Genomic DNA, 22781 nt, shown 5'->3' on the forward strand with positions numbered 1-22781 from the left:
TAAAGATGAGAATTTCAATTGATCGTAAAGCTCTGCAATGGTTCCAGGAAGAATTACGTATAAAGCACGGTGAATCTGTACGTTTTACTGTAAGGTACGGAGGGGATAGTTCAATTCAGCCCGGATATTCTTTAGGGGTTGTTGCTGAGAAACCCGATGGCGAAATAGTGTCAGTTGAGAAGGAAGGTATTATATTTTTTGTAGATTCTGATGATCTTTGGTATTTTCAAAACTATGATTTATTTGTAAGTTATCATGAGGAAATGGAAGAAATTCAATTTAATTATGTAAAATAATAACTTTATTAAAAATGAATAAATTTTATATAAAAATTATATTTAAGAGATAGTGAAATAAATATCATATAGTAACGAGCTGTATTTATGTACAGCTCGTTTTTTCTATTTCTCAAATAAAATTAGAATAATTGTATATTTGGCGGTGTTATATGAAAAATCTTTATATCTTGTTTTTGAAAATACGCAAAGAAGTCTATCCTTTCTTTATAAAATATAAGAATTATTTTCAAAAAATTGTATTGTTACAGTAAGAAAAGTGTAGGAAACTTATCATTATAAAATAAATTGAAATCTTCTAAAAACTCTGATACATTGAAATAGAAATGTAGTTTCACAATATTGTAAAGGCTTACAGTTATGTGCACGAAGATCTATTAGGATTGGAGGAAATAATGATGAAAGCTGAAGAGAAATTTTCCCCGGGATTAGATGGTATAGTGGCAGCGGAGACGAAAATCTCGTTTCTTGACACAGTAAAAGGTGAAATTGTAATTCAAGGGTATGACTTAATCGAACTCTCAAAAACAAAAGAGTATTTAGACATTGTGCACCTTTTATTGGAGGAACACCTACCGAATGAAGATGAAAAAGTAACACTTAAAAAGAAATTAAAAGAAGAATATGCAGTACCAGAAGGTGTATTCAACGTACTAAAGGCATTGCCTAAAGAGACGCATCCCATGGATGGATTACGTACAGGTGTGTCAGCGTTAGCTGGTTACGATAATGATATCGAAAACCGCTCGTTAGAAGTGAATAAAAGCCGAGGGTACAAGCTGCTAAGTAAAGTGCCAAACATTGTAGCGAATAGCTATCATATTTTAAATAATGAGGAGCCAATTGAACCTCTTAAAGAATTATCTTATAGTGCGAATTTCTTCTATATGTTAACTGGTAAAAAACCAACTGAACTTGAGGAAAAGATCTTTGATCGTTCCCTTGTTTTATATAGTGAGCATGAAATGCCAAACTCTACATTTACAGCTCGCGTTATTGCATCAACACAATCAGATTTATACGGTGCCTTAACAGGTGCAGTTGCATCTTTAAAAGGAAGTTTACATGGCGGTGCAAATGAAGCGGTTATGTACATGCTTTTAGAAGCTGGTAATGTTGAGAAATTTGAAGAGTTATTACAGAAGAAACTATATAACAAAGAAAAAATTATGGGCTTTGGACACCGTGTTTATATGAAGAAGATGGATCCAAGAGCACTTATGATGAAGGAAGCTTTAAAACAGTTATGTGATGTAAAAGGTGATTATACACTATATGAAATGTGTGAAGCTGGAGAAAAGATTATGGAAAAAGAAAAAGGAATTTATCCAAATCTTGATTATTATGCAGCTCCAGTATATTGGATGCTAGGTATTCCAATTCAACTTTACACACCAATCTTCTTTAGCTCTAGAACAGTGGGGTTATGTGCGCACGTTATTGAGCAACATGCAAATAATCGTTTGTTCCGTCCTCGTGTAAATTATATTGGCGAGCGACATGTACTTAGTAAATAAGAACAACTGGGGAGTTGTTAGCGCCGCCCGCCAGATGGGTGTTTGACCGACACCCATCATTAATAATAACGAATTTTCGACAGAAAGGGAAGAATAGCATGATTAAAACAAATGAAATTAAGCAAAAAGATGCATTATTAGAAGAGATTACCGATTATGTATTAAATAAAGAGGTTACTAGTGCAGAAGCATTCAGTACAGCTCGTTACGTATTACTTGATACACTTGGATGTGGAATTTTAGCACTGCAATATCCAGAATGTACGAAATTACTAGGACCAGTTGTGCCAGGAACAATCGTGCCAAATGGTACACGTGTACCAGGTACGTCTTATGTACTAGATCCAGTAAAAGGTGCATTTAATATCGGATGTATGATCCGTTGGTTAGACTATAACGATACTTGGCTTGCAGCAGAGTGGGGACATCCATCTGATAACCTAGGCGGAATTTTAGCAGTTGCAGATTATATTAGCCGTGTTCGTATTTCAGAAGGAAAAGAAGCTTTAAAAGTACGTGAAGTATTAGAAATGATGATTAAAGCACATGAAATTCAAGGCGTGCTTGCTTTAGAAAACAGCTTAAACAGAGTTGGTCTTGACCATGTATTATATGTAAAAGTAGCAACAACTGCAGTAGTTGCGAAAATGCTTGGCGGAACACGTGAAGAAATCTTTAATGCATTATCACATGCGTGGATTGATAATTCTAGTCTTCGTACATATCGTCATGCTCCAAATACGGGCTCACGTAAATCATGGGCTGCAGGTGACGCAACGAGCCGCGGTGTTCATCTTGCAATGACTGCTCTAAAAGGTGAAATGGGTTATCCAACAGCATTATCTGCGCCAGGATGGGGATTCCAAGATGTATTATTCAATAAACAAGAATTAAAATTAGCAAGACCACTAGAGTCATATGTAATGGAAAATGTATTATTTAAAGTGTCATATCCAGCAGAATTCCATGCACAAACGGCTGCAGAATGTGCAGTGAAGTTGCATCCGGAAATTAAAGAGAGATTAGATGAAATTGACCGTATTACAATTACAACTCATGAATCAGCAATTCGTATTATTGATAAAGAAGGTCCATTAAATAACCCAGCTGATCGTGATCATTGCTTACAATACATTACGGCAATTGGTTTATTAAAAGGAGATATCGTTGCAGACGATTATGAAGATGCAGTAGCAAACGATCCACGTGTAGATGAATTACGTAATAAGATGGTTGTTGTTGAAAACAAACAGTACAGTTTAGATTACCTTGACCCGAACAAGCGCTCAATCGCCAACGCTGTTCAAGTTCACTTTAAAGATGGCACAGTAACAGAAAATGTGGAATGTGAATATCCGCTTGGTCACCGCTTCCGTAGAGACGAAGCAATTCCAAAAGTTGTTCAAAAATTCACTGCAAATATGGCAGGTCATTATTCTAGTAAGCAACAAGAACAAATTCATGAAGTTTGTTTAAATGAAGAAAAACTAGAAAATATGAATGTAAACGAATTTGTAGATCTATTCTTAATTTAATAATAGGGGGGAATTTAGAATGGCTTGGGTTGTGAAAAAACAGTCAACACAAGAGGAGCTTGCGAATCGATTCCGAGCTTTAGTAGAAGCAAATGAAATTTTGCAAATTCCAGGTGCTCATGATGCAATGGCAGCTCTTGTTGCGAAAAATACAGGTTTTTCAGCTCTTTATTTATCAGGAGCTGCTTATACTGCAAGTAAAGGTTTACCAGATTTAGGTATCGTGACGTCTACTGAAGTGGCTGAGAGAGCAAGAGATTTAGTAAGAGCTACAGACTTACCTGTTCTTGTTGACATTGATACAGGATTTGGTGGTGTACTAAATGTGGCGAGAACAGCTGTAGAAATGGTGGAAGCGAAAGTAGCAGCTGTCCAAATTGAAGATCAGCAATTACCAAAAAAATGTGGACATTTAAATGGTAAGAAACTTGTTACTACAGAAGAATTGGTTCAAAAAATTAAAGCGATTAAAGAAGTTGCACCGAGCTTATACATTGTAGCACGTACTGATGCTCGTGGCGTTGAAGGATTAGATGAAGCAATTGAAAGAGCAAATGCATATGTAAAAGCAGGTGCAGACGCAATTTTCCCTGAAGCGCTTCAATCAGAGGAAGAATTCCGTCTATTTAATAGTAAGGTAAATGCACCTTTGCTTGCGAATATGACTGAATTCGGAAAAACTCCATATTATAGTGCAGAGGAATTTGCGAATATGGGTTTCCAAATGGTTATTTATCCTGTAACTTCACTTCGCGTTGCAGCGAAAGCGTATGAAAATGTGTTTGCTTTAATTAAAGAAACAGGTTCTCAAAAAGATGCACTTTCTAATATGCAAACGAGAAGTGAATTATACGAAACAATTTCATATCATGACTTTGAAGAGTTAGATACTGGTATTGCAAAAACAGTATTATCAGAAGATCAATAGATAAAGCAGCGAAGGCGATGAAAATACATCTTTGGCAAAATAAAATGCTTGATGTGAAAAATCATCGCCTTCTATTTTCAAAAAAGATATTCCACTCATCGTAGACGAGCATAAGCAAAAAGCTATGAAAGCCGAATGATAGGGGGATACATATGGAGAAAACGAAGTTACCATGGGATGAATTCTTTTCACTTAATAAAGATATAAATCATACTTACTTTACACCAGAAGATTTTTCAGGTGATGAAGATTTAATCGCAAAAACGACAGAACAATTCGTTAAACAAGAAATTGTTCCACAAATGGAGAATATTGAACAACATAACTATAAAGTTTCTCGTCAATTATTTGAGAAAGCTGGGGAACTTGGATTATTAGGCATTGAGGTACCAGAAGATTATGGCGGGTTCGAGTTAGGAAAGGCTGTCTCAGGTCTTGTAGCAGAGAAAATGGGTTACGCTGGTGCGTTTAGCGTTTCTTTTAATATACACGCTGGTGTCGGTACATTGCCTTACATATATTATGGAACGAAAGAGCAAAAAGAAAAATATTTACCGAAAATCGCATCGGGAGAATGGATTGGGGCTTATGCTTTAACAGAGCCAAATGCTGGTTCGGATGCATTAAGTGCAAAAACAAGCGCCGTATTGAATGAAGAGGGAACAGCTTGGAAGTTAAATGGTGAGAAGCAATGGATTACAAATGCTCATATGGCAGATGTATACGTTGTTTTTGCGAAGACAAATAAAGGAATGACAGCGTTTATTGTCGAAAGAACATGTGAAGGTGTATCTATTGGATTAGAAGAAAAGAAAATGGGGATTAAAGGTTCTTCAACAGCGACTCTTATTTTAGAAGATGTTGTCATCCCTGCTGAAAATGTTTTAGGGGAAGTTGGGAAAGGGCATCACGTAGCCCTTAATATTCTTAACTTTGCTAGACTTAAACTTGCTTTTGGAAATATTGGAACAGCAAAACAAGCAATTGGTTTGTCGGTTCAATATGGAAAAGAGCGAAAACAGTTCCAAACGGAATTAGTAGACTTTACGATGATTCAAGAGAAAATTGCAAATATGATCATTGCTACATATGGAGCCGAAAGTGCAGCTTATCGTACGGCAGGTGTAATCGATGAAGCAATTCATGAGAGCGATGAAGATCTTATGAAGAAAATGTCCCAATTTGCAATTGAATGTGCACTGAATAAAGTAAATGCTTCTGAAACACTTGCTTATATCGTAGATGAAGCTGTACAAATTCATGGTGGTTACGGTTATATGCAAGAGTATGAGGTAGAACGATTATATCGTGATTCTAGAATTAGTCGTATTTTTGAAGGAACGAACGAAATTAATAGATTAACAGTTGCCAAAATGTTAATGAAGCAAATCGAACAATTAGAAGATACTGAAGTAGAAAGTGATGTAGCAAATGTAGAAAGAAACCATCGTTACATTTTATTAGCGAAAAAATTGTTGAAACAATCTTTGGAAACGCTCTCTAAAACTCCAGGCCTAAAAATTGACCAAGAACAAGAATATTCACGTGTAATTTCAAATATGTTGACGGACGTGTACGTCATGGAATCAGCGTTTTTACGTACGAGAAAAGCGGTAAGTAAAAATGGTGAGGAAAAAGAACGTACGAAGCAATTAATAACGGATGTTATTTGTGAAGAAGGATACCGTAAAGTAGAAGAAGCGGCGATTTCTGTACTTTCAGCGGCTGTCACAGAAGAACAAGATAGACATGTGATTTTAGCTGAAATCCGTCAATTATTAGTGCCTTTATACACGAACGTATTTACGAAGAAGAGAGAAATTGCGAAAGCTATTATAAATCGCGGGAAATATATTGTGTAAATAGGAGGAAAGCGATATGAAAAAGATTGGTTTTATCGGTTTAGGTAACATGGGCCTTCCAATGTCAAAAAATCTAGTTAAATCAGGTTACACAGTATATGGCGTGGACTTAAATAAAGAGGCGGAAGCGTCCTTTGAAAAAGAAGGCGGAATTATCGGTCTATCAATCTCAAAACTAGCAGAAACATGTGATGTAGTTTTTACAAGTTTACCTTCACCTCGCGCTGTTGAAGCGGTATATTTTGGAGCAGAAGGATTATTTGAAAATGGTCACTCGAATGTAGTTTTCATTGATACAAGTACGGTATCGCCGCAGTTAAACAAACAGTTAGAGGAAGCTGCAAAGGAAAAGAAAGTAGACTTTTTAGCAGCACCTGTGAGCGGTGGTGTAATAGGAGCCGAAAACCGTACATTAACGTTTATGGTTGGTGGATCAAAAGACGTATATGAGAAAACGGAATCTATCATGGGCGTACTAGGCGCGAACATTTTCCACGTTAGTGAGCAGATTGATAGTGGTACAACTGTTAAGTTAATTAATAACTTATTAATTGGTTTTTATACAGCTGGTGTGAGTGAAGCTTTAACATTAGCGAAAAAGAATAATATGGATTTAGATAAAATGTTTGATATTTTAAATGTAAGTTACGGTCAAAGTAGAATTTATGAACGTAACTATAAAAGTTTTATAGCACCTGAAAACTACGAGCCAGGATTTACTGTGAACTTATTGAAGAAAGATTTAGGATTTGCAGTTGACTTAGCTAAGGAAAGCGAACTCCATTTACCGGTAAGCGAAATGTTATTAAACGTATATGACGAAGCGAGTCAAGCTGGATATGGTGAAAACGATATGGCTGCTTTATATAAGAAAGTTAGCGAGCAATTAATTTCTAATCAAAAATAAATTATACAAAGGAGAGAATACAATGATTACAACTGAAATTAAACGAGTAAAAAATCACATTAACGGTGAGTGGGTTGAATCGACAGGTACGGAAGTAGAAGCAGTTCCAAATCCAGCGACTGGAAAAATTATCGCTTACGTTCCACTATCTCCAAAAGAAGATGTTGAAAAAGCTGTTGAAGCGGCAAAAGCAGCATTCGAAACATGGTCTAAAGTACCAGTTCCAAATCGTTCAAGAAATTTATATAAATATTTACAGCTATTACAAGAAAACAAAGATGAGCTTGCAAAAATCATTACGCTAGAAAATGGTAAGACGCTAACGGATGCAACAGGTGAAGTACAGCGTGGTATTGAAGCGGTAGAACTTGCAACATCTACGCCAAATTTAATGATGGGTCAAGCACTTCCGAATATCGCTAGCGGAATTGATGGATCGATTTGGCGCTACCCAATCGGAGTTGTTGCTGGTATTACACCGTTTAACTTCCCGATGATGATTCCGTTATGGATGTTCCCACTTGCAATTGCTTGCGGTAATACATTCGTATTAAAAACATCTGAAAGAACGCCACTTTTAGCGGAGCGACTTGTAGAATTATTCTATGAAGCAGGTTTCCCAAAAGGCGTATTAAATTTAGTGCAAGGCGGAAAAGATGTTGTAAATAGCATTTTAGAAAATAAAGATATTCAGGCTGTTTCGTTCGTTGGCTCTGAGCCGGTAGCTCGTTACGTATATGAAACAGGTACGAAACACGGAAAACGTGTACAAGCATTAGCAGGTGCGAAAAACCATGCGATTGTAATGCCAGATTGCAATCTTGAGAAAACAGTACAAGGTGTAATTGGATCTGCATTTGCAAGTAGTGGAGAGCGCTGCATGGCATGCTCAGTAGTAGCAGTAGTGGATGAAATTGCTGATGAATTTATTGATGTATTAGTAGCAGAAACGAAAAAATTAAAAGTAGGCGATGGCTTTAACGAAGATAACTATGTTGGACCATTAATCCGTGAATCTCATAAAGAGCGCGTTTTAGGCTATATTAATAGCGGTGTAGCAGATGGGGCAACTTTATTAGTAGATGGCCGTAAAATTAATGAAGAAGTTGGAGAAGGTTACTTTGTAGGTGCGACAATCTTTGATGGCGTGAATCAAGAAATGAAAATTTGGCAAGATGAAATTTTTGCTCCAGTATTAAGTATTGTACGTGTTAAAGATTTAGAAGAAGGTATTAAACTAACAAATCAATCTAAATTTGCAAATGGTGCGGTTATTTATACGTCAAATGGTAAACATGCACAAACATTCCGTGATAATATCGATGCTGGTATGATTGGTGTAAACGTAAACGTTCCAGCACCAATGGCATTCTTCGCATTTGCAGGAAATAAAGCTTCATTCTTTGGTGATTTAGGTACAAATGGTACAGATGGCGTTCAATTCTATACACGTAAAAAAGTTGTAACTGAGCGCTGGTTTTAATATAGAGTAAACAACCAAATCAGTTATTAGATGAAAACCACCACTATTAATAGTGGTGGTTTTCGTCTTGTTAATTATTTTTTTCAAAAGCTAGTTTAATACCAAATCCAATTAGGACGACTCCTGTTAGCCCTTGAATATAACGTTGCGTCTTCGGTTTTTTCATAAAAGCACTAATTTTATCAATTAAAAATATATAAAATGCAAACCAAATGACTGTTAAAACGAGGTAAGTAAGGCCCATTACAAGAAGTTGAATAAATGTATTATGATTTGGATTTAAAAATTGTGGTAAAAAAGTTAAAAAGAAGACTGCTACTTTAGGATTTAATAAATTTGTAAGAAATCCTTGGCGAAAGCAAGAAGTATGTTCGTTTTCATTATTCAAAGATAGATCATTTGTATCTAAGTTTTCTTTGTTTCTTACTGCTAAAAGGGCTTTAATACCGATATATATTAAATAGAGAGCCCCAACGTACTTGAAAATAGAAAATAAAAGAGCTGACTTTACAATAAGTGCAGAAAGACCAATTACAGCAGCTAAAGTATGAATTAATAGTGCAATACATGTACCAAACACTGTTTTCACTCCACCGACTTTACCAGCAACCAATGTATTTTTCGTAGCCATTGCTGTATCTGGACCAGGTAAAATGATAAGGCAAATAGACATAATGATGAAAAGAAGATAATTTTCTATCATAGCCGCCCCTCCTTTTTATTTTTAGAATATTTGATTAAAATCAGTGTAGCATAAAAATGGATTTAATAAAATTAAATTTTATTAAAAATAATTAAATAAAAAAGGCTATATAGTAGCTGTAATTACACTACTATATAGCCTCGATTTTATACCGCTATTTGCGGGGAGTAAGATTTTCACCGCACAAGATTTAGCTGAAGCAAAGAAGTTAGGTGGGGGATGAACAAAATATCCCCTCATGACAATTTCATTTTATGCATTAAGTAAGTTAAAGAAACGATTCACATCTTCTTCTGAAACGTCACTTAACTGTTTATATTTATAATTCGGATTTTGATCTTTATCAACGACAACGGAGCGTACTCCTTCGAAGAAATCTTTATGTCTCATGAAGTTTTTAGCAAGTATAAGGTCCGTAGCGAAACATTCTTCAACGGATTTATCTTGTCCATCAATAAACTGTTTTAATGTTACTTTTAGTGAAATAGGGGATTTTGATAACAGTGTTTCTTTCGTTTTTAGAGCAAAGGAACTTTCATCTTTCTCCAATGAATGGATGATTTCTTCAATTGTATCGAAAGCAAAATGTGAATTGATTACTTCTAATGAAGGAGCCAGCTCGCTTTCTAAGTTTGGAGCAGTTGCAAATGTACGAATAACTTCTTTTAAATTAGTATGTACATCATCTTCTTTATGCCAATTTACACTTTCAAGTTCAGTAAGAAACTCTGGTAATGAATCAGATGTCATAAAGTAATCTGCAGCATTAATAAATAATACGTCAGAAGCTTTTAAAATAGATGCTGTTAAAGCAACGAATCGTCCTGTATATCCAGGCGCTTTATTTAAGAAATATGCAGCTCCGACGTCTGGGAAGAAGCCGATATTCATCTCTGGCATTGCCCATTTCGTACGCTCAGTTACAATGCGATACTTCGCACCATTTGTAAGACCGACACCACCGCCCATTACAATTCCATCTAAACAAGCAATAATCGGTTTTGTATATTGATAAATATATGTATCAATTTCATACTCTTCTTCAAAAAAACGTTCTGCATGTTGCAATGCCACTTCATTGGAACGCGCTTCATAAAGAGTTTTAATGTCGCCACCTGCACAAAAACCTTTTGTGCCAGCTCCTTTTAACACGATAAGTGCAATACGCTCATCGTGTTCCCACTCTTTAAGTTTTTGTCCGATAGGTTGTAACATGTCATAAGATAAAGAATTAAGTGCTTTTGGACGGTTTAAAGTAATTGTCGCAACGCCGTTTTCACTAACAGAAAATAAAACTTGTTCAGTCATAATGCATCCTCCCTTACATATCTTCTTATTCTTAATTCTTGATATGTACTGAAATGTCCTTTATAAATTTTGTCAAAAGTTGACGGTAAATATTAATTTGGTCACTGCATATTTTGACGAGTTATCTTTGCAGGATTTCAGAGACTGAGGGGGAATATTACAACATTACTGTAAGTGTAATTATTTGAAGTTATAATGATAAAAGCGCTATTATATAGGTGTGAAATGTTCATTATCAATTCTAAAAGTGTGTTTGAAGAAAAAATAAATCGTACAATTGTAATAAAAAATTTTACATTGAATTAGAAATAGAGAAAGGAGAAATCGGAATGCCAGGACCTTTACTATTGTCGGTTATTATTTTGTCTTTTTTAATGATAGGAATAACGCAGTATTTTCATCATACAGATACGACAGAAGAAGTGAAGGATAAAGTACGTCTCGTATTTCCGATTTTTATAATATCTATTTCATTCTGTATTTTATTAAATAAAGATGGCTACATTGTCGCAGTGTTCTCATTTTTCGTCGCAATCGTCTTAATTACCGTTTTATATTATGTAATGAAAGACTTTATACAAAAATAAAGATGTCACAATAGGCATTTTTATTTTGGGGGAAATGTAAAATTTCACATACCGTATTTTATATAAAATACATAAAGCATATAACAATAGAAAAGTGTGTACTTTGCTGTGTATGTACTTGTCAATCTTGCATAGCCACTATACTATTAAAATGTAGAGATTATAAAAAGGGGTTGTATCTATCATGAAATTTGAGATGCACACAAAAATTATTTCAAATGAAAAAGAAGTAAGATTACATATTGAAGAAAATATATTTCAATTAATATTGGATGATTACCACTTATTTACAATTAAAGAAATATTGCCTTTATATAAATCAAATGAAGAAAGAATTGGAAGTGCAACGATATTGAAACTAGAGTGGGAGAACGGAAAAACTACAATAAACTATCAACTCGTTTCACTAAAATCAGTAAATTAAAAGGAGTAGAAAAATATGAAGTTATTTCATACAGCGGATTGGCATTTAGGAAAGCTTGTTCATGGCGTGTATATGACTGAAGACCAAAAGATTGTATTAGATCAGTTTGTACAGGCTGTTGAAGAAGAAAAACCAGATGCTGTAATTATTGCAGGGGATTTATATGACCGAGCAATTCCACCTACAGAAGCAGTAGACTTATTAAATGATGTGCTGCAAAAAATAGTTATTGATTTACAAACACCAGTTATTGCAGTAGCTGGTAATCATGATAGTCCGGATCGTATCCATTTTGGAAGTAGTTTAATGAAAAAACAAGGATTACATATTGCAGGTCAATTTCAATTCCCGTACGAACCTGTTGTACTAAATGATGAATATGGAGAGGTTCACTTCCATCTAATACCGTATGCAGACCCAAGCATAGTTAGACACGTGTTGAAAAATGAAGACGTACGTTCTCATGATGATGCGATGCGCATTTTTATGAATGAGCTCTCTGAAACGATGGATAAAGAAGCTAGACATGTATTTGTTGGACATGCATTTGTAACTTCTTCAGGAGAAGCGGAGGAGAATACAAGTGATGCAGAACGACCACTTTCAATTGGTGGTGCTGAATATGTAAATAGTCATTATTTTGATAAGTTTCATTACACAGCGCTTGGACATTTACATCAAGCGCATTTCGTACGTAATGAGACCATTAGATATTCAGGTTCACCACTTGCCTATTCAATTTCTGAAGAGAAACATAAAAAAGGTTATTACATTGTAGAACTGAATGAAACTGGTGAAGTAGCAATTGAAAAAAGGTTACTTTCACCACGTCGTAAAATGCGAACAGTAGAAGCGAAAATAGATGAATTATTACAGCACCCAGTAAGTGAAGATTACGTATTTGTAAAATTATTAGACGAAAACCCTGTCTTACAGCCAATGGAGAAAATACGATCTGTATATCCAAATGCAATGCACGTTGAAAGAGCGATGCAAAGGCGAGAACTCACAGATACAAATGAAGTAACGGTTTCAAGACATAAAACGGATGATTTATCTCTTTTAAAGGCTTTCTATAAAGAAATGAAAGGGTTAGATTTATCAGAAGAGAAAGAACGCCTATTTATAGATGTATTACAAACAGTGCAAGAACGGGAAGGTGAACGAGGATGAGACCGATTCAGCTTATTATGACAGCATTCGGGCCATATAAACAGAAAGAAGTAATCGATTTTGAAGATCTTGGAGAACATCGTATTTTCGCTATTTCTGGGAATACGGGAGCTGGAAAAACAACGATTTTTGATGCGATTTGTTATGTGTTATATGGTGAGGCTAGTGGAGAAGAACGTAGTGATACGAGCATGCTTCGAAGTCAATTTGCTGATGATAATGTTTATACAAGTGTTGAATTAACCTTTCAGTTAAAAGGGAAACGCTATGAAATAAAACGACAACTTGGACATAAAAAACAAGGGAATAAGACCATTACAGGACATGCAGTAGAATTATATGAAGTTATTGATGGAGAAAACGTTCCAGCCGTCGATCGTTTTCATGTAACAGACGTAAACAAAAAAGTGGAAGATTTAATTGGGTTAAGTAAACATCAATTTAGCCAAATTGTTATGTTACCCCAAGGGGAATTCCGAAAACTATTAACATCTGAGACGGAAAACAAAGAAGAGATTTTACGTCGTATTTTTAAAACGGATCGTTATAAATTAATGCGTGAGTTACTTGATCAAAAGAGAAAACAATGGAAAGATGTCTTGCAAGAAAAACAAAAAGAGAGAGAGCTCTATTTCCGTAATGTTTTTAAATTACCAATCCGTGATGGAGCATTATTAGAGACATTAGTGGCACAAGAACATGTAAATACGCATCAAGTAGTAGAAGCGTTAGAACAAGAAACAACCGTGTATAAGGCAGAGGTTGAGCAATTACAAGTAGAACAAGATGTTCAAACGAAGCAATTAAAGGATGCAGAAACACGTTTTCATGCAGCAAAATCTGTAAATGAGAAATTTATAGATTTACAACAAAAGAATGAGAAATATAACACTTTACAAGAGAACCGTGCAGCAATTGAAAGGAAAGAAAAATCCTTTAAACGTGCGGAACAAGCAAAGCGCTTATTACCATTTGAACAATGGTATGAAGAAGCGATGGAAAATGAGCAGAAAGCTGAAAGTTTGTTAAAACAGATAAGCGTCAAACAAGAACAGATAATGAATAGCTTTGAACTTGCTCAGGAGAAGTATGAAGTAGTAAAGAATAAAGAAGCTGAGCGAGAAGAGGCTAAAAAACTTGTTCAAAGATTAGAAGAGTTACAAGCGATTATTGAATCATTAGCTGAGAGAAAGCTGAATTTACAAAATACCGAAATCCAAATAGGGAAATTAAAAGAAAGTATGCAAAAGTTAGATCAACAACTAGAAGAGCATACAAACAAAAAACAGAGAATGTCTGATGAATTGCAGCAATTAGAACAAGCACTTGAGCAATATGTAGCTAAAGTAGAAGAACTAACGAATATGCGAGAAGATGCAAAAGTTTTAAAGCAAGCATATGATGTTTGGCAAGAAAAACAAAAATTCGAGCAAGAAAAAGAAGCGGCAAATAATAAAATGCAAGTGGCAGTTCGTGCATATGAAAACATGGAGCGCCGCTGGTTAAGTGAACAAGCTGGTATATTAGCTCTTCATTTACATGACGGTGAATCTTGTCCGGTATGTGGTAGTACGAATCATCCGCAAAAAGCTACAGAGCAAAGTAATGCGATCGATGAAAAAGAGTTAAACGATTTAAGAGATAAGAAGAACATTGCTGAAAAATTACATGTGCAAGTAGAGGAGAAATGGAATTTCTATCGACTACAATATGAACAAGTGATAGAAGAAGTTGTGAAGCGCGGCTACAACTCGGAAAAATTAGCTGAAACATATAGTGCACTTGTTCAAAAAGGAAAACAATTAGCTGCAGACGTTAATACGTTAAAAGCAAGTGAAGAAACACGTAAGCAGATTGCTGCGAACATGAAAAGCGTAGAAGAAAAAATAGAAGAACTTCAGAAACAAAAACGAGAAGTGGAAACAATGCAGCACCGTACAGAAATGGAGTGTATGCAACTTCGTACGTCATATGAACATGATAAACGAAATATTCCAGAAAACTTACAAACAGTACAAGCTTGGAAAGCACAGTTTGACCAAGCTATGCAGGAACTTAGGTTAATGGAGGACGAATGGAAGAAAGTGCAGGAAGCGTATCAGCATTGGCAAAATGAAAATATACGTATTCAAGCAGAACAAAAAGGTGCTTCTAATCAATTTGAAAGTGCAAAATTAAAGAAAGAAGAGACTTTCGCACGCTTTATGAAAGAGCTAGAACAAAGCGGGTTTACAGACGAATTCACGTATAAAGAAGCCAAATTAAGCGATCACGAGATGGAAATGTTACAAAAAGAAATTCAAGGTTATTATTCATCGCTTGAAGTGCTTGCAAAACAAATTGAAGAGTTACAAGCTGAATTAAAAGATAAAGAGTATATGGATATTACAGCGTTAGGTGAACACATAACAGAATTACAAATTAATCTCGATATCATTAAAGAAAAACGTCAACGTGCGCAAAATGCGGTAACATATATTTCTGATTTACATGAAAACATTAGACGTATTGATGAGCAAATTCATGAGGAAGAAAAAGCTTTCCAAGAACTTGTTGACTTATATGAAGTAATGAAAGGTGATAACGAGAGCCGTATATCATTTGAACGTTACATCTTAATTGAGTATTTAGAACAAATTGTTCAAATTGCAAACGAACGATTACGTAAATTATCAAACGGACAATTTTATTTAAAACGAAGTGAACGAGTTGAAAAGAGAAATCGTCAAAGTGGATTAGGCTTAGATGTGTACGATGCATACACTGGCCAAACACGCGATGTAAAAACACTATCCGGTGGAGAGAAATTTAACGCATCACTTTGCCTAGCGCTAGGAATGGCAGATGTCATTCAAGCATATGAAGGCGGTATTTCCATCGAAACGATGTTCATCGATGAAGGGTTCGGTTCATTAGATGAAGAATCGTTAACGAAAGCGGTAGATGCCTTAATTGACTTACAAAAATCAGGCCGATTTATCGGTGTCATCTCACACGTTCAAGAGCTGAAAAACGCAATGCCAGCTGTATTAGAAGTAACGAAGCAGAAGGATGGGTGTAGTCAGACTAGGTTTGTGGTGAAGTAACACCTGTAACCATCGATTTTTCCACTCGTTTTTTTCGGAATTTGAAGGTCGAGTCACACTAGCGGTCACACTTTTCGAATATTTCATCGAGCTTCTCGGCTACAGAACGTTGCATATCAGGTAACACATGACTGTACGTATTTAATGTCGTTCCTATATCAGCGTGACCTAGTCGTTCTGAAATTAGTTTTACATTAACGTTTTGTTGAATCAATAGCGTAGCGTGAGTATGTCGTAAATCATGGAACCTTATTCTAGGTAAACCGAGTTTTTCAGTTACATTGTAAAATGATCTACGTATGCTTCGAGAATCTAAAGGTTTTCCATATTTCGAGGGGAGAACTAAGTCTAAGTCGGTGTATTTATCACCGGCTTTTTCTTTTTCATATTCGACGAACTTACGGTGAGTTCTTAACTCTTCTACTAAAATATTCGGAATATGAATTGTACGTATGCTAGTTTTATTCTTTGCTCCATATTTTAATTCCCCACGCTCAGACAACGTTTGTCTAACAAAAATTCTATTATTTTCAAAGTCGATATCTTTCCAACGTAGCCCCAAAATCTCCCCTTGACGCATTCCAGTAAATATCGCTATTGAGAAGCTAATACGAAATCTCGTAGCGTTCCCCATTGCCTTACTTCCACTCAAAAAATAATTTACCTGATCCAACGTCCATACTTCCATTTCAGTTTTAATTATTCTAGGTAAAACAACATCGGTTGCTGGGTTATTCTTTATAAGTTTAAGTACCTTCGCTCTTTTCAAAGAGGTTTTTATAAAACTGAAAGCTAAATTTATTGTACCTTTTGAGTAATAATTTTCCTCTATTAACGCGTTGATGTAATTTTGTAGATGCATTGTTGTAATATCTTGAATCCTCAAATGACCGAGACGGGGTTTTATTATATTTAAGTAATGCGTGTAATTTGCTCGAAAGGTACATTTTTGAAGCTGATTTTGCCTTTCTTTAAACCACTGTTCCATAAATGCTTCGTATGACATATGGGAAAGCTTAAGAAAATCATCGTTAAGATAATCAGCCTTTAAGAGCGTCATTTCTTCATTTGCTTCTCTTTTAGAAGCGAAACCTCTACGGCGTATCTGTTTACGCTTGCCTGTCATTGGATCTTTAATAGCGAAGACAAAATCCCATTTACCTGTATCCTTATTTTTACTTACTGTACCACTCAATCTTATGTCCTCCTTTAAAAAGTCACAAGAAAGAGGTTATATCTTCCATTACCTGTATTCTAAAACTAAAGTCACAAATTGTATAGGGGTATAAAAGGTAGAAAAACGTAAAAACATTGGCTCAATTTCAAAAGCCTAAACGTTTATATAAGCGATGAGAAAAATAAATCCGAAATTTATTTATGAAAAGTGCGCGAGGTTACAAAGTCCCGCGTCATAGTAAATGTAAGGAGTTCACAAGGCATTACACGGAGGTGGGAATGAGTGAGTACAGTGAGCGAAAATAGCAAATTAGTATCAATCGAAGCCCAAACGGAATATTCAATTACGAGTGGAAAACGAGAGACACGAATCTTCCTTAAGATGTATGTCGACGCAGTACACTCCGGTTTAATAGCAGACTTAGGTCCGGAAAGATGGACGACTCTTTGCGTATTAGCTTCATTCATGGATGAAGATGGCGAATGTTATCCAACGCAAGATATGATTGCAAAACGACTTAATATAAGCCGTGAGAGCGCCAATAGACGTATCAAAAAGCTATGTGAATATCGTTGGGATGGAAAGCCGTTAGTCGTTAAAGAGAGACGTAGACACGAACGTACACAACAATGGGAGAATGCGGTTTATACGATTCTACCGATTAGTCAGCTAACAATATTCGGAAATGAACCGGAATCTATCAGTCCATGTGACGCATGACCACATATGGTGACTTCCACACATGGTTGTAGTTCACACTAACAAGAACTAACTCTTAACAAGAACTATCTTTTAACTAGAAAAAGATTAAGAGCTAAAACCTTGAAGTCTATTTCTAGCGAAATATCCTTCCATCATTAATATATTCAGCGGTAATTACTTAAATAAAAGAATGTCGCTAATAGATGATGAGATACAACGAGCGTATGCGAAGTTGTAAGGTTCTAAATAATTATGGAAAGGAACGATTTATATGGATAAAAAGATTCTTATTAAACGATTAGAAAATATCTTGTTTCACATAAATACAAACGGAAAAATAATCGGCGGTTACCGCACATTAGAAGACGTCAAGTATAGCTTAGAAAACTTAGTAAATGAACTGAAGGAAAGTGAATAGGAGGTATTTACGGTGAGAGACGTAACGAAACGATTACAACGTATCCTATCGGAACTAGAATCGTTAGAGTCCGACATGCAACAAACGAATATACGCAGGTCACAAACCGATATAGCGCAGCAAGATATTTTACATACTATTGAAATTGAGACGTTTACTACAGCACGTGGTAATTACATGTTGAAAGAACTGAAACGTATTCGTAAAGAACGTCGTAAGGCAAAGGACGATCAAGCGGTTTTACAGTCGGTCATGCACACGCTAAAAGGCGTTAAGCAGAGAGTCGAGTGTAGCATCGGAAGTGTAACCGGAGTCATTGAACGTCAACAAGAACGCAAGGTTACAAAAGGTTACTGACGTAAATTTTACACTCAAATAACGAGATAAGAATCTAGGAATCTACGAATGTATATAACAAGGAGTGTTATCGGTAGGATAGGCGGTAACTAACGCAGATATATGATACCGGTCAGAAAAAAAGACCTAAGAATATAGGTCAAAAGAAAAGGTGTAGCCATATATTAACATTTTTGTCGGTCGAAGACTATATGTATCGTATTGAGAAAATTCATAACGACATATGTCGAAAACATAGAAAAAAAGAACCTCTGTAACGACAGAGATTCGAAAGGGATGGAGTAAATACGTCTATTAGGAAGACGCATCGAGTAATGTCTGCTCGATAATTAAATGGTAGCACGAATCTTCAGAAACTAATAGCGGTAAATATCCCCACTATTAGAAGACCAAGGAGGACTAACAAATAAACGAATGTTACACGATTTATTACTGAAAGAAATCTACATCGAGGCGCTAATCCGTCGCAACGTATTCAAAACGGAAGACGGGCGGGACTTATGGCAGGCGTCTAACGAGGAATTACATGCGCAATTATTTGCCGAGGAGGGGAATCAATGACACGCATATCAACGAAAGATTTCCGCAACCTACCAATCGAAAAGTGGAACGTAACGACATTCCGAGAGTACCTAAAGCATGTACATGAGGAACGTTATAAAATTCCGTATGTCACTCGCAGCTATGCGATGGAAGGTCGTATGTTGAAGACGTTCATCGCCGAATATAAACCGGAAGCAACAAAACTATTCATCGACGCATGTTTCGCCGACTATAAGCCGACAAGGGAGTATCCCGGATTAAACTTTGCGTTTATGTATTCGTATATGCGATCCAGGTTGTTGCCGAGAGTTCTTGGAGAAATTCGTAGAAAAGGTGCACATTTATCTCGGAATACGGAACATATATCAGTAAGTACGGAAGAAATTATCGATTATTTATAATGGAGAAATTATTTTTTGAATATGTGAGCACTAACCGAAAAATGTGAAAGTAGTATTAGTAGAGATGGAGGGAAAGAAATGGCACGACCTAAATTAACGTTTGAACAAGTGAAAGAGAAGTTTGAAGAACGTGGTTATGAGTTGTTGGAAACTGAATACGTAATAGGTACAGCAAAGATGCGGTATAAATGCCCGCATCATCCGGATAAAGAGTTATCGATTAGTTATGCAGAGTTACGTAACGGCAGTGGTTGTCGATATTGTGGGATTTTAAAACGTAGACATTCTTTTGAACTCGTAAAAGAAACGTTTGAATCACGAGGTTACAAATTACTAGAAAAGAATTACGTAAATGATAGAACAAAAATGCGATATAAATGTCCGCACCATCCAAACGAAGTATTTACGATACTATTTTCACATTTACGAAGAGGTCACGGTTGTCCGAAATGTGGTCAAGAACGAAGTGGACAAGTCCGATCAGAAGTACATTTTAGAGAGCAAGCATCGAATGGTCCGTCAATTTATACGAAAGGGCAGCGTCAAAAAGTACGTCAAGAAACTTCGAGATTGCTAGATACGTATTGTTACGATTGTCCAAACAAAGACTTACCGTATATCGGAGCGATTGAAGAACATTGCTATAAAAACTGTCCTTATAGAATTGGGTTAGATATACGAAGATGTGGCGCAATATTAGCTGGTGAGGATGCAGACGCGGTGATTGAGTACTATAAGGTGAAATTTGAAAAAGAACGTATCGACCGTAAAGAGGTGACGATTTGATGCAATGCATTCTATCCGATCATTGTTCATTATACAAAAGCGAAGCATGTAACCGACAGTGTACCTCGTACATCGCACTACACGGGCATAACGGTAATGGAGGACGTATGGCAGCGACCAATTTACCGAAAGAATATCGTCATTTAACGTTGCAGAACAACCCTGTACGAGCGTCTCAACCGAAAGTCTATAAGTCTATCGAAGCATATATAAAGACTTTCTCACGGCAATTTGAGGCGGGTGCGTCGTTAAACCCGAAGGATAAGATCAAATCGATGTATTTGTTTTCCGAAGAAACTGGCACAGGGAAAACGACGACAGCAGCCGTAATTTTAAACGAGTGGCTCATACAACATTACATCGGTAGTTTGCAACGAAATAGGCAATCGTTGCAGGTACCTGGATATTTCTTGGATGTGAATGAATGGCAAACGTTATTTAACGAATTCAATCGGTCAAATATACCGAAAGAAGTTGCGGAGAAATCCGCAAAGGAATATTACCATCGTATGAATAATGCAAAGGCGGCACCTTTCGCAGTGCTAGACGATATTGGAGTACGTAGTGCAACCGAGGCATTTCGAGGGGATTTACATGCGGTGATTAGCAATAGGGTAACGAATGGATTAGCGACGGTATACACTTCGAACATTCCTATCGACGAGTTGGCAAACGTGTTTGATCGTAGATTGTACGATAGGGTGCGAGATTTGTGCGTGGTCTTGCCGTTCGAGGGAGATTCGAAAAGAGGGATGCGGAAATAAAAAAATGACCGATCCTTTTATAGGAGCGGCCGTACAAATATCATGTGCTGGAGGTCGCTCCAAATGGCATAAAATGTTTTCTCTAAAAAGTATGGACAAGAAGTTTTACGATTATACGTAAAAAAACGGCGAGTAACCAAATAGGCTACCCGCTACGTCCCTGCACGACACGGAGGAGAAACCCCGTTTTGAAAGAATGAAGTCGAAGGGAGATCGACTCAAAGGTAGTATGCGTATGATTAAAAATCATTATTCGCATATGTTAGAAAGAATAACTTATCGTTAATTATATGAAACAGTAGATAGAAGGAACTATAGTGCAAAACGTTTCATATCAGTTAGTCTTGTAATAATTTGTCAATGTAAGATTGAGTGTTGGAAAACCAGCTAGGTGGGATTAAACCCTCTTGAATTATATATTCTTGTAAATCATTTTTTTCGGATGCATACACTTTCCAAATCTTTTGTTTTATTTTTGTTGGCTTACCCCATAGTTGATCAATTGTTTGAACTGAAGGTTCTAAGACAAAATAAAAATCATCATTTCGTGTTTTACCTCCTTCAGCTTCTATAAATTTATCCTTAAATGTTAGGAGAACATAAGGGACATATAGTGGCGTTAATCCCTTCTGGTACCAAAAATCTTTTTCATTAGCAATCTTAATTAAATCTCTAAATTCAGAAACAGTTAATCCATCTGCTAAAGCGGCACATTTGCTATAAATATCAAAGGTATGATTTTTTACAAACTCTATAATGTCTTTTCCATTTTCTTTATCAGTTTGAGAACCTAAAGCATCAGAATAATTAACACGTTTTTTCTTCATAGATGGACAAACTGAATTTTTTGGATGTATAAAATATGCGCTTTTAATAAGAGATTGGTCAGCATCAACACGTATATCAGCCTCACAAATCGGACAAATGATAGGTTCGCCTTTGTGCTTTGTTGTGTAAGTTTCTAAGTTTACTTTTTTACGGGAATCTTTTAATAGTGCGTTATATAAAGTCACAGATTTTACCTCCAATGTAAATTGTTATCTTTATTAATATTTTAAAACGTTTTTAAGTTTCTGAAAAGATGGAAATATGACAATGATGTGTGACTTAAATAATAAAAATGAATATTAGGAGGAAACGATATGTGTGTGTACTCAACAAAAGAACAAGAAACGGTATTGACTTTCGACAACGAAACGAAGGAATGGAGCGCATACTCTTGCGTTCCAAAACACATTCGTAAACTATTAGAAATAGTCGGAGAGGAAAACGTTACAGTTATCGAGAGTGATGATGGTAAACCAATAGCGGTGAAATGTACGTTAGAAGAAAAACAAGTAAGCATGAAAAAACTACGTCAGTATAGTGAGGATCAGAAACGTAAAATGGCGGAGAGAATGCGGGCGGTTCGGGAAAATATATGATTAATGATGGACAACACCGAAGGGCAATAATACTGGAGAAAGGAATTAAAAATATGAATTATACCATAAATTAAAGTTTTGTACTTTTTAAGATTTGAGGTAGAAAAAACAAGGTATTATATCATAGTTCACAATTTCGCGCTTTTTGATTTCTTTAGTGAAAACTACTCATTTTTTTGCAAATGGATGTAAAGTTTCGTTTTTTTATTAAAAACATAGAAAATAAGCAGTTTTTATGTAAGAGATTTAAAAAAGATAAGAAAAAATATATGTGTTACAGTTGTTCTATAAATAGAATCTAGCGCGATTACAAAGGATGTTGCCTAGTGTTAGTTTCTTTTATACACTCGGAATCATACCGCTCTTTGACAACCGAATAAAAAATCGCTCAACAAACAAT

The 22781-nt window shown here is 35.8% G+C and carries 23 protein-coding genes; 19 read left to right on the forward strand and 4 right to left on the reverse strand.

All coding sequences use genetic code 11. The features are described from left to right. Positions 1 to 5: 5 nt before the first annotated feature. The 7 genes from BLT20_RS08795 (at position 6) to BLT20_RS08825 (ending at position 8528) form a co-directional block, all read left to right on the forward strand. Positions 6 to 296, forward strand: a complete 291-nt coding sequence (locus BLT20_RS08795; RefSeq protein WP_001222842.1) for a HesB/YadR/YfhF family protein — start codon at positions 6 to 8, stop codon at positions 294 to 296. Between the two features lie 395 nt (positions 297 to 691). Further along, positions 692 to 1813 (forward strand): citrate synthase, encoded by a 1122-nt coding sequence (gene mmgD, locus BLT20_RS08800; RefSeq protein WP_002025748.1) that lies wholly within the window; start codon positions 692 to 694, stop codon positions 1811 to 1813. Between the two features lie 98 nt (positions 1814 to 1911). Continuing rightward, positions 1912 to 3348 carry a 2-methylcitrate dehydratase gene (gene prpD / locus BLT20_RS08805; RefSeq protein WP_000598123.1) on the forward strand — a complete coding sequence of 479 codons (1437 nt, stop codon included), beginning with the start codon at positions 1912 to 1914 and terminating at the stop codon, positions 3346 to 3348. A 19-nt stretch (positions 3349 to 3367) separates the two neighbouring features. Then, complete coding sequence (prpB, locus tag BLT20_RS08810) at positions 3368 to 4276, forward strand: methylisocitrate lyase (RefSeq protein ID WP_000312639.1); 909 nt, start codon at positions 3368 to 3370, stop codon at positions 4274 to 4276. Positions 4277 to 4428: 152 nt separating this feature from the next. Further along, a complete protein-coding gene (locus tag BLT20_RS08815; RefSeq protein ID WP_000416000.1) occupies positions 4429 to 6138 on the forward strand; it encodes an acyl-CoA dehydrogenase family protein in 1710 nt (569 codons plus the stop codon). Positions 6139 to 6154: 16 nt separating this feature from the next. Next, the gene (locus BLT20_RS08820; RefSeq protein ID WP_000719409.1) at positions 6155 to 7045 is read left to right on the forward strand and encodes an NAD(P)-dependent oxidoreductase; all 891 of its coding nucleotides are present in this window, start codon (positions 6155 to 6157) and stop codon (positions 7043 to 7045) included. A gap of 22 nt (positions 7046 to 7067) precedes the next feature. Further along, entirely contained in the window at positions 7068 to 8528 is a 1461-nt protein-coding gene (locus BLT20_RS08825; protein WP_000633344.1) for a CoA-acylating methylmalonate-semialdehyde dehydrogenase, read from the forward strand. Between the two features lie 70 nt (positions 8529 to 8598). Here BLT20_RS08825 and BLT20_RS08830 read toward each other — a convergent pair whose 3' ends face one another. After that, complete coding sequence (locus tag BLT20_RS08830) at positions 8599 to 9231, reverse strand: LysE family translocator (RefSeq protein WP_000572360.1); 633 nt, start codon at positions 9229 to 9231, stop codon at positions 8599 to 8601. A gap of 252 nt (positions 9232 to 9483) precedes the next feature. Next, positions 9484 to 10539 (reverse strand): enoyl-CoA hydratase/isomerase family protein, encoded by a 1056-nt coding sequence (locus BLT20_RS08835; protein WP_000139778.1) that lies wholly within the window; start codon positions 10537 to 10539, stop codon positions 9484 to 9486. Positions 10540 to 10868: 329 nt separating this feature from the next. Here BLT20_RS08835 and BLT20_RS08840 point away from each other — a divergent pair, with 329 nt between their 5' ends. The 4 genes from BLT20_RS08840 (at position 10869) to BLT20_RS08855 (ending at position 15809) form a co-directional block, all read left to right on the forward strand. Then, the gene (locus tag BLT20_RS08840; protein ID WP_001119404.1) at positions 10869 to 11126 is read left to right on the forward strand and encodes a hypothetical protein; all 258 of its coding nucleotides are present in this window, start codon (positions 10869 to 10871) and stop codon (positions 11124 to 11126) included. 184 nt (positions 11127 to 11310) lie between these two features. Beyond that, entirely contained in the window at positions 11311 to 11550 is a 240-nt protein-coding gene (locus tag BLT20_RS08845; RefSeq protein WP_000667341.1) for a DUF2584 family protein, read from the forward strand. 15 nt (positions 11551 to 11565) lie between these two features. Next, complete coding sequence (locus tag BLT20_RS08850) at positions 11566 to 12723, forward strand: exonuclease SbcCD subunit D (protein WP_000765150.1); 1158 nt, start codon at positions 11566 to 11568, stop codon at positions 12721 to 12723. Then, positions 12720 to 15809: an AAA family ATPase gene (locus tag BLT20_RS08855; protein ID WP_001247465.1), complete on the forward strand. Its 3090-nt coding sequence runs from the start codon at positions 12720 to 12722 to the stop codon at positions 15807 to 15809. Before BLT20_RS08850 ends, BLT20_RS08855 begins: the two co-directional genes overlap by 4 nt. Before the next feature lie 58 nt (positions 15810 to 15867). Here the strand turns inward: BLT20_RS08855 and BLT20_RS08860 are convergent, their stop codons facing one another. After that, the gene (locus tag BLT20_RS08860) at positions 15868 to 17004 is read right to left on the reverse strand and encodes a site-specific integrase (RefSeq protein ID WP_073339430.1); all 1137 of its coding nucleotides are present in this window, start codon (positions 17002 to 17004) and stop codon (positions 15868 to 15870) included. A gap of 264 nt (positions 17005 to 17268) precedes the next feature. Between BLT20_RS08860 and BLT20_RS08865 the strand changes: the two genes are divergently transcribed. From BLT20_RS08865 to BLT20_RS08890, 7 genes are all read left to right on the forward strand, one after another. Beyond that, complete coding sequence (locus BLT20_RS08865; RefSeq protein WP_073339433.1) at positions 17269 to 17706, forward strand: helix-turn-helix domain-containing protein; 438 nt, start codon at positions 17269 to 17271, stop codon at positions 17704 to 17706. Positions 17707 to 17959: 253 nt separating this feature from the next. Continuing rightward, positions 17960 to 18106: a hypothetical protein gene (locus tag BLT20_RS30515; protein ID WP_176328016.1), complete on the forward strand. Its 147-nt coding sequence runs from the start codon at positions 17960 to 17962 to the stop codon at positions 18104 to 18106. 12 nt (positions 18107 to 18118) lie between these two features. Further along, positions 18119 to 18463 (forward strand): hypothetical protein, encoded by a 345-nt coding sequence (locus BLT20_RS08870; RefSeq protein WP_073339435.1) that lies wholly within the window; start codon positions 18119 to 18121, stop codon positions 18461 to 18463. Positions 18464 to 18877: 414 nt separating this feature from the next. Continuing rightward, complete coding sequence (fbpA, locus tag BLT20_RS08875) at positions 18878 to 19024, forward strand: Fur-regulated basic protein FbpA (protein WP_073339438.1); 147 nt, start codon at positions 18878 to 18880, stop codon at positions 19022 to 19024. Further along, positions 19021 to 19407 carry a hypothetical protein gene (locus tag BLT20_RS08880; protein WP_073339440.1) on the forward strand — a complete coding sequence of 129 codons (387 nt, stop codon included), beginning with the start codon at positions 19021 to 19023 and terminating at the stop codon, positions 19405 to 19407. Before fbpA ends, BLT20_RS08880 begins: the two co-directional genes overlap by 4 nt. A 78-nt stretch (positions 19408 to 19485) precedes the next feature. Next, on the forward strand, positions 19486 to 20193 hold the full coding sequence (locus BLT20_RS08885) for a DUF723 domain-containing protein (RefSeq protein ID WP_073339443.1): 708 nt from the start codon (positions 19486 to 19488) through the stop codon (positions 20191 to 20193). Next, positions 20193 to 20957: a P-loop NTPase family protein gene (locus BLT20_RS08890; protein ID WP_073339445.1), complete on the forward strand. Its 765-nt coding sequence runs from the start codon at positions 20193 to 20195 to the stop codon at positions 20955 to 20957. The genes BLT20_RS08885 and BLT20_RS08890 overlap by 1 nt, the downstream gene beginning before the upstream one ends. A 338-nt stretch (positions 20958 to 21295) precedes the next feature. Here the strand turns inward: BLT20_RS08890 and BLT20_RS08895 are convergent, their stop codons facing one another. After that, the gene (locus BLT20_RS08895; RefSeq protein ID WP_073339447.1) at positions 21296 to 21970 is read right to left on the reverse strand and encodes a hypothetical protein; all 675 of its coding nucleotides are present in this window, start codon (positions 21968 to 21970) and stop codon (positions 21296 to 21298) included. 129 nt (positions 21971 to 22099) lie between these two features. Between BLT20_RS08895 and BLT20_RS08900 the strand changes: the two genes are divergently transcribed. After that, entirely contained in the window at positions 22100 to 22381 is a 282-nt protein-coding gene (locus tag BLT20_RS08900; RefSeq protein WP_073339450.1) for a hypothetical protein, read from the forward strand. Positions 22382 to 22781: the final 400 nt, after the last annotated feature.

The organism is Bacillus sp. cl96 (genome assembly GCF_900100505.1).
Classification (GTDB): Bacteria; Bacillota; Bacilli; order Bacillales; family Bacillaceae_G; genus Bacillus_A; species Bacillus_A cereus.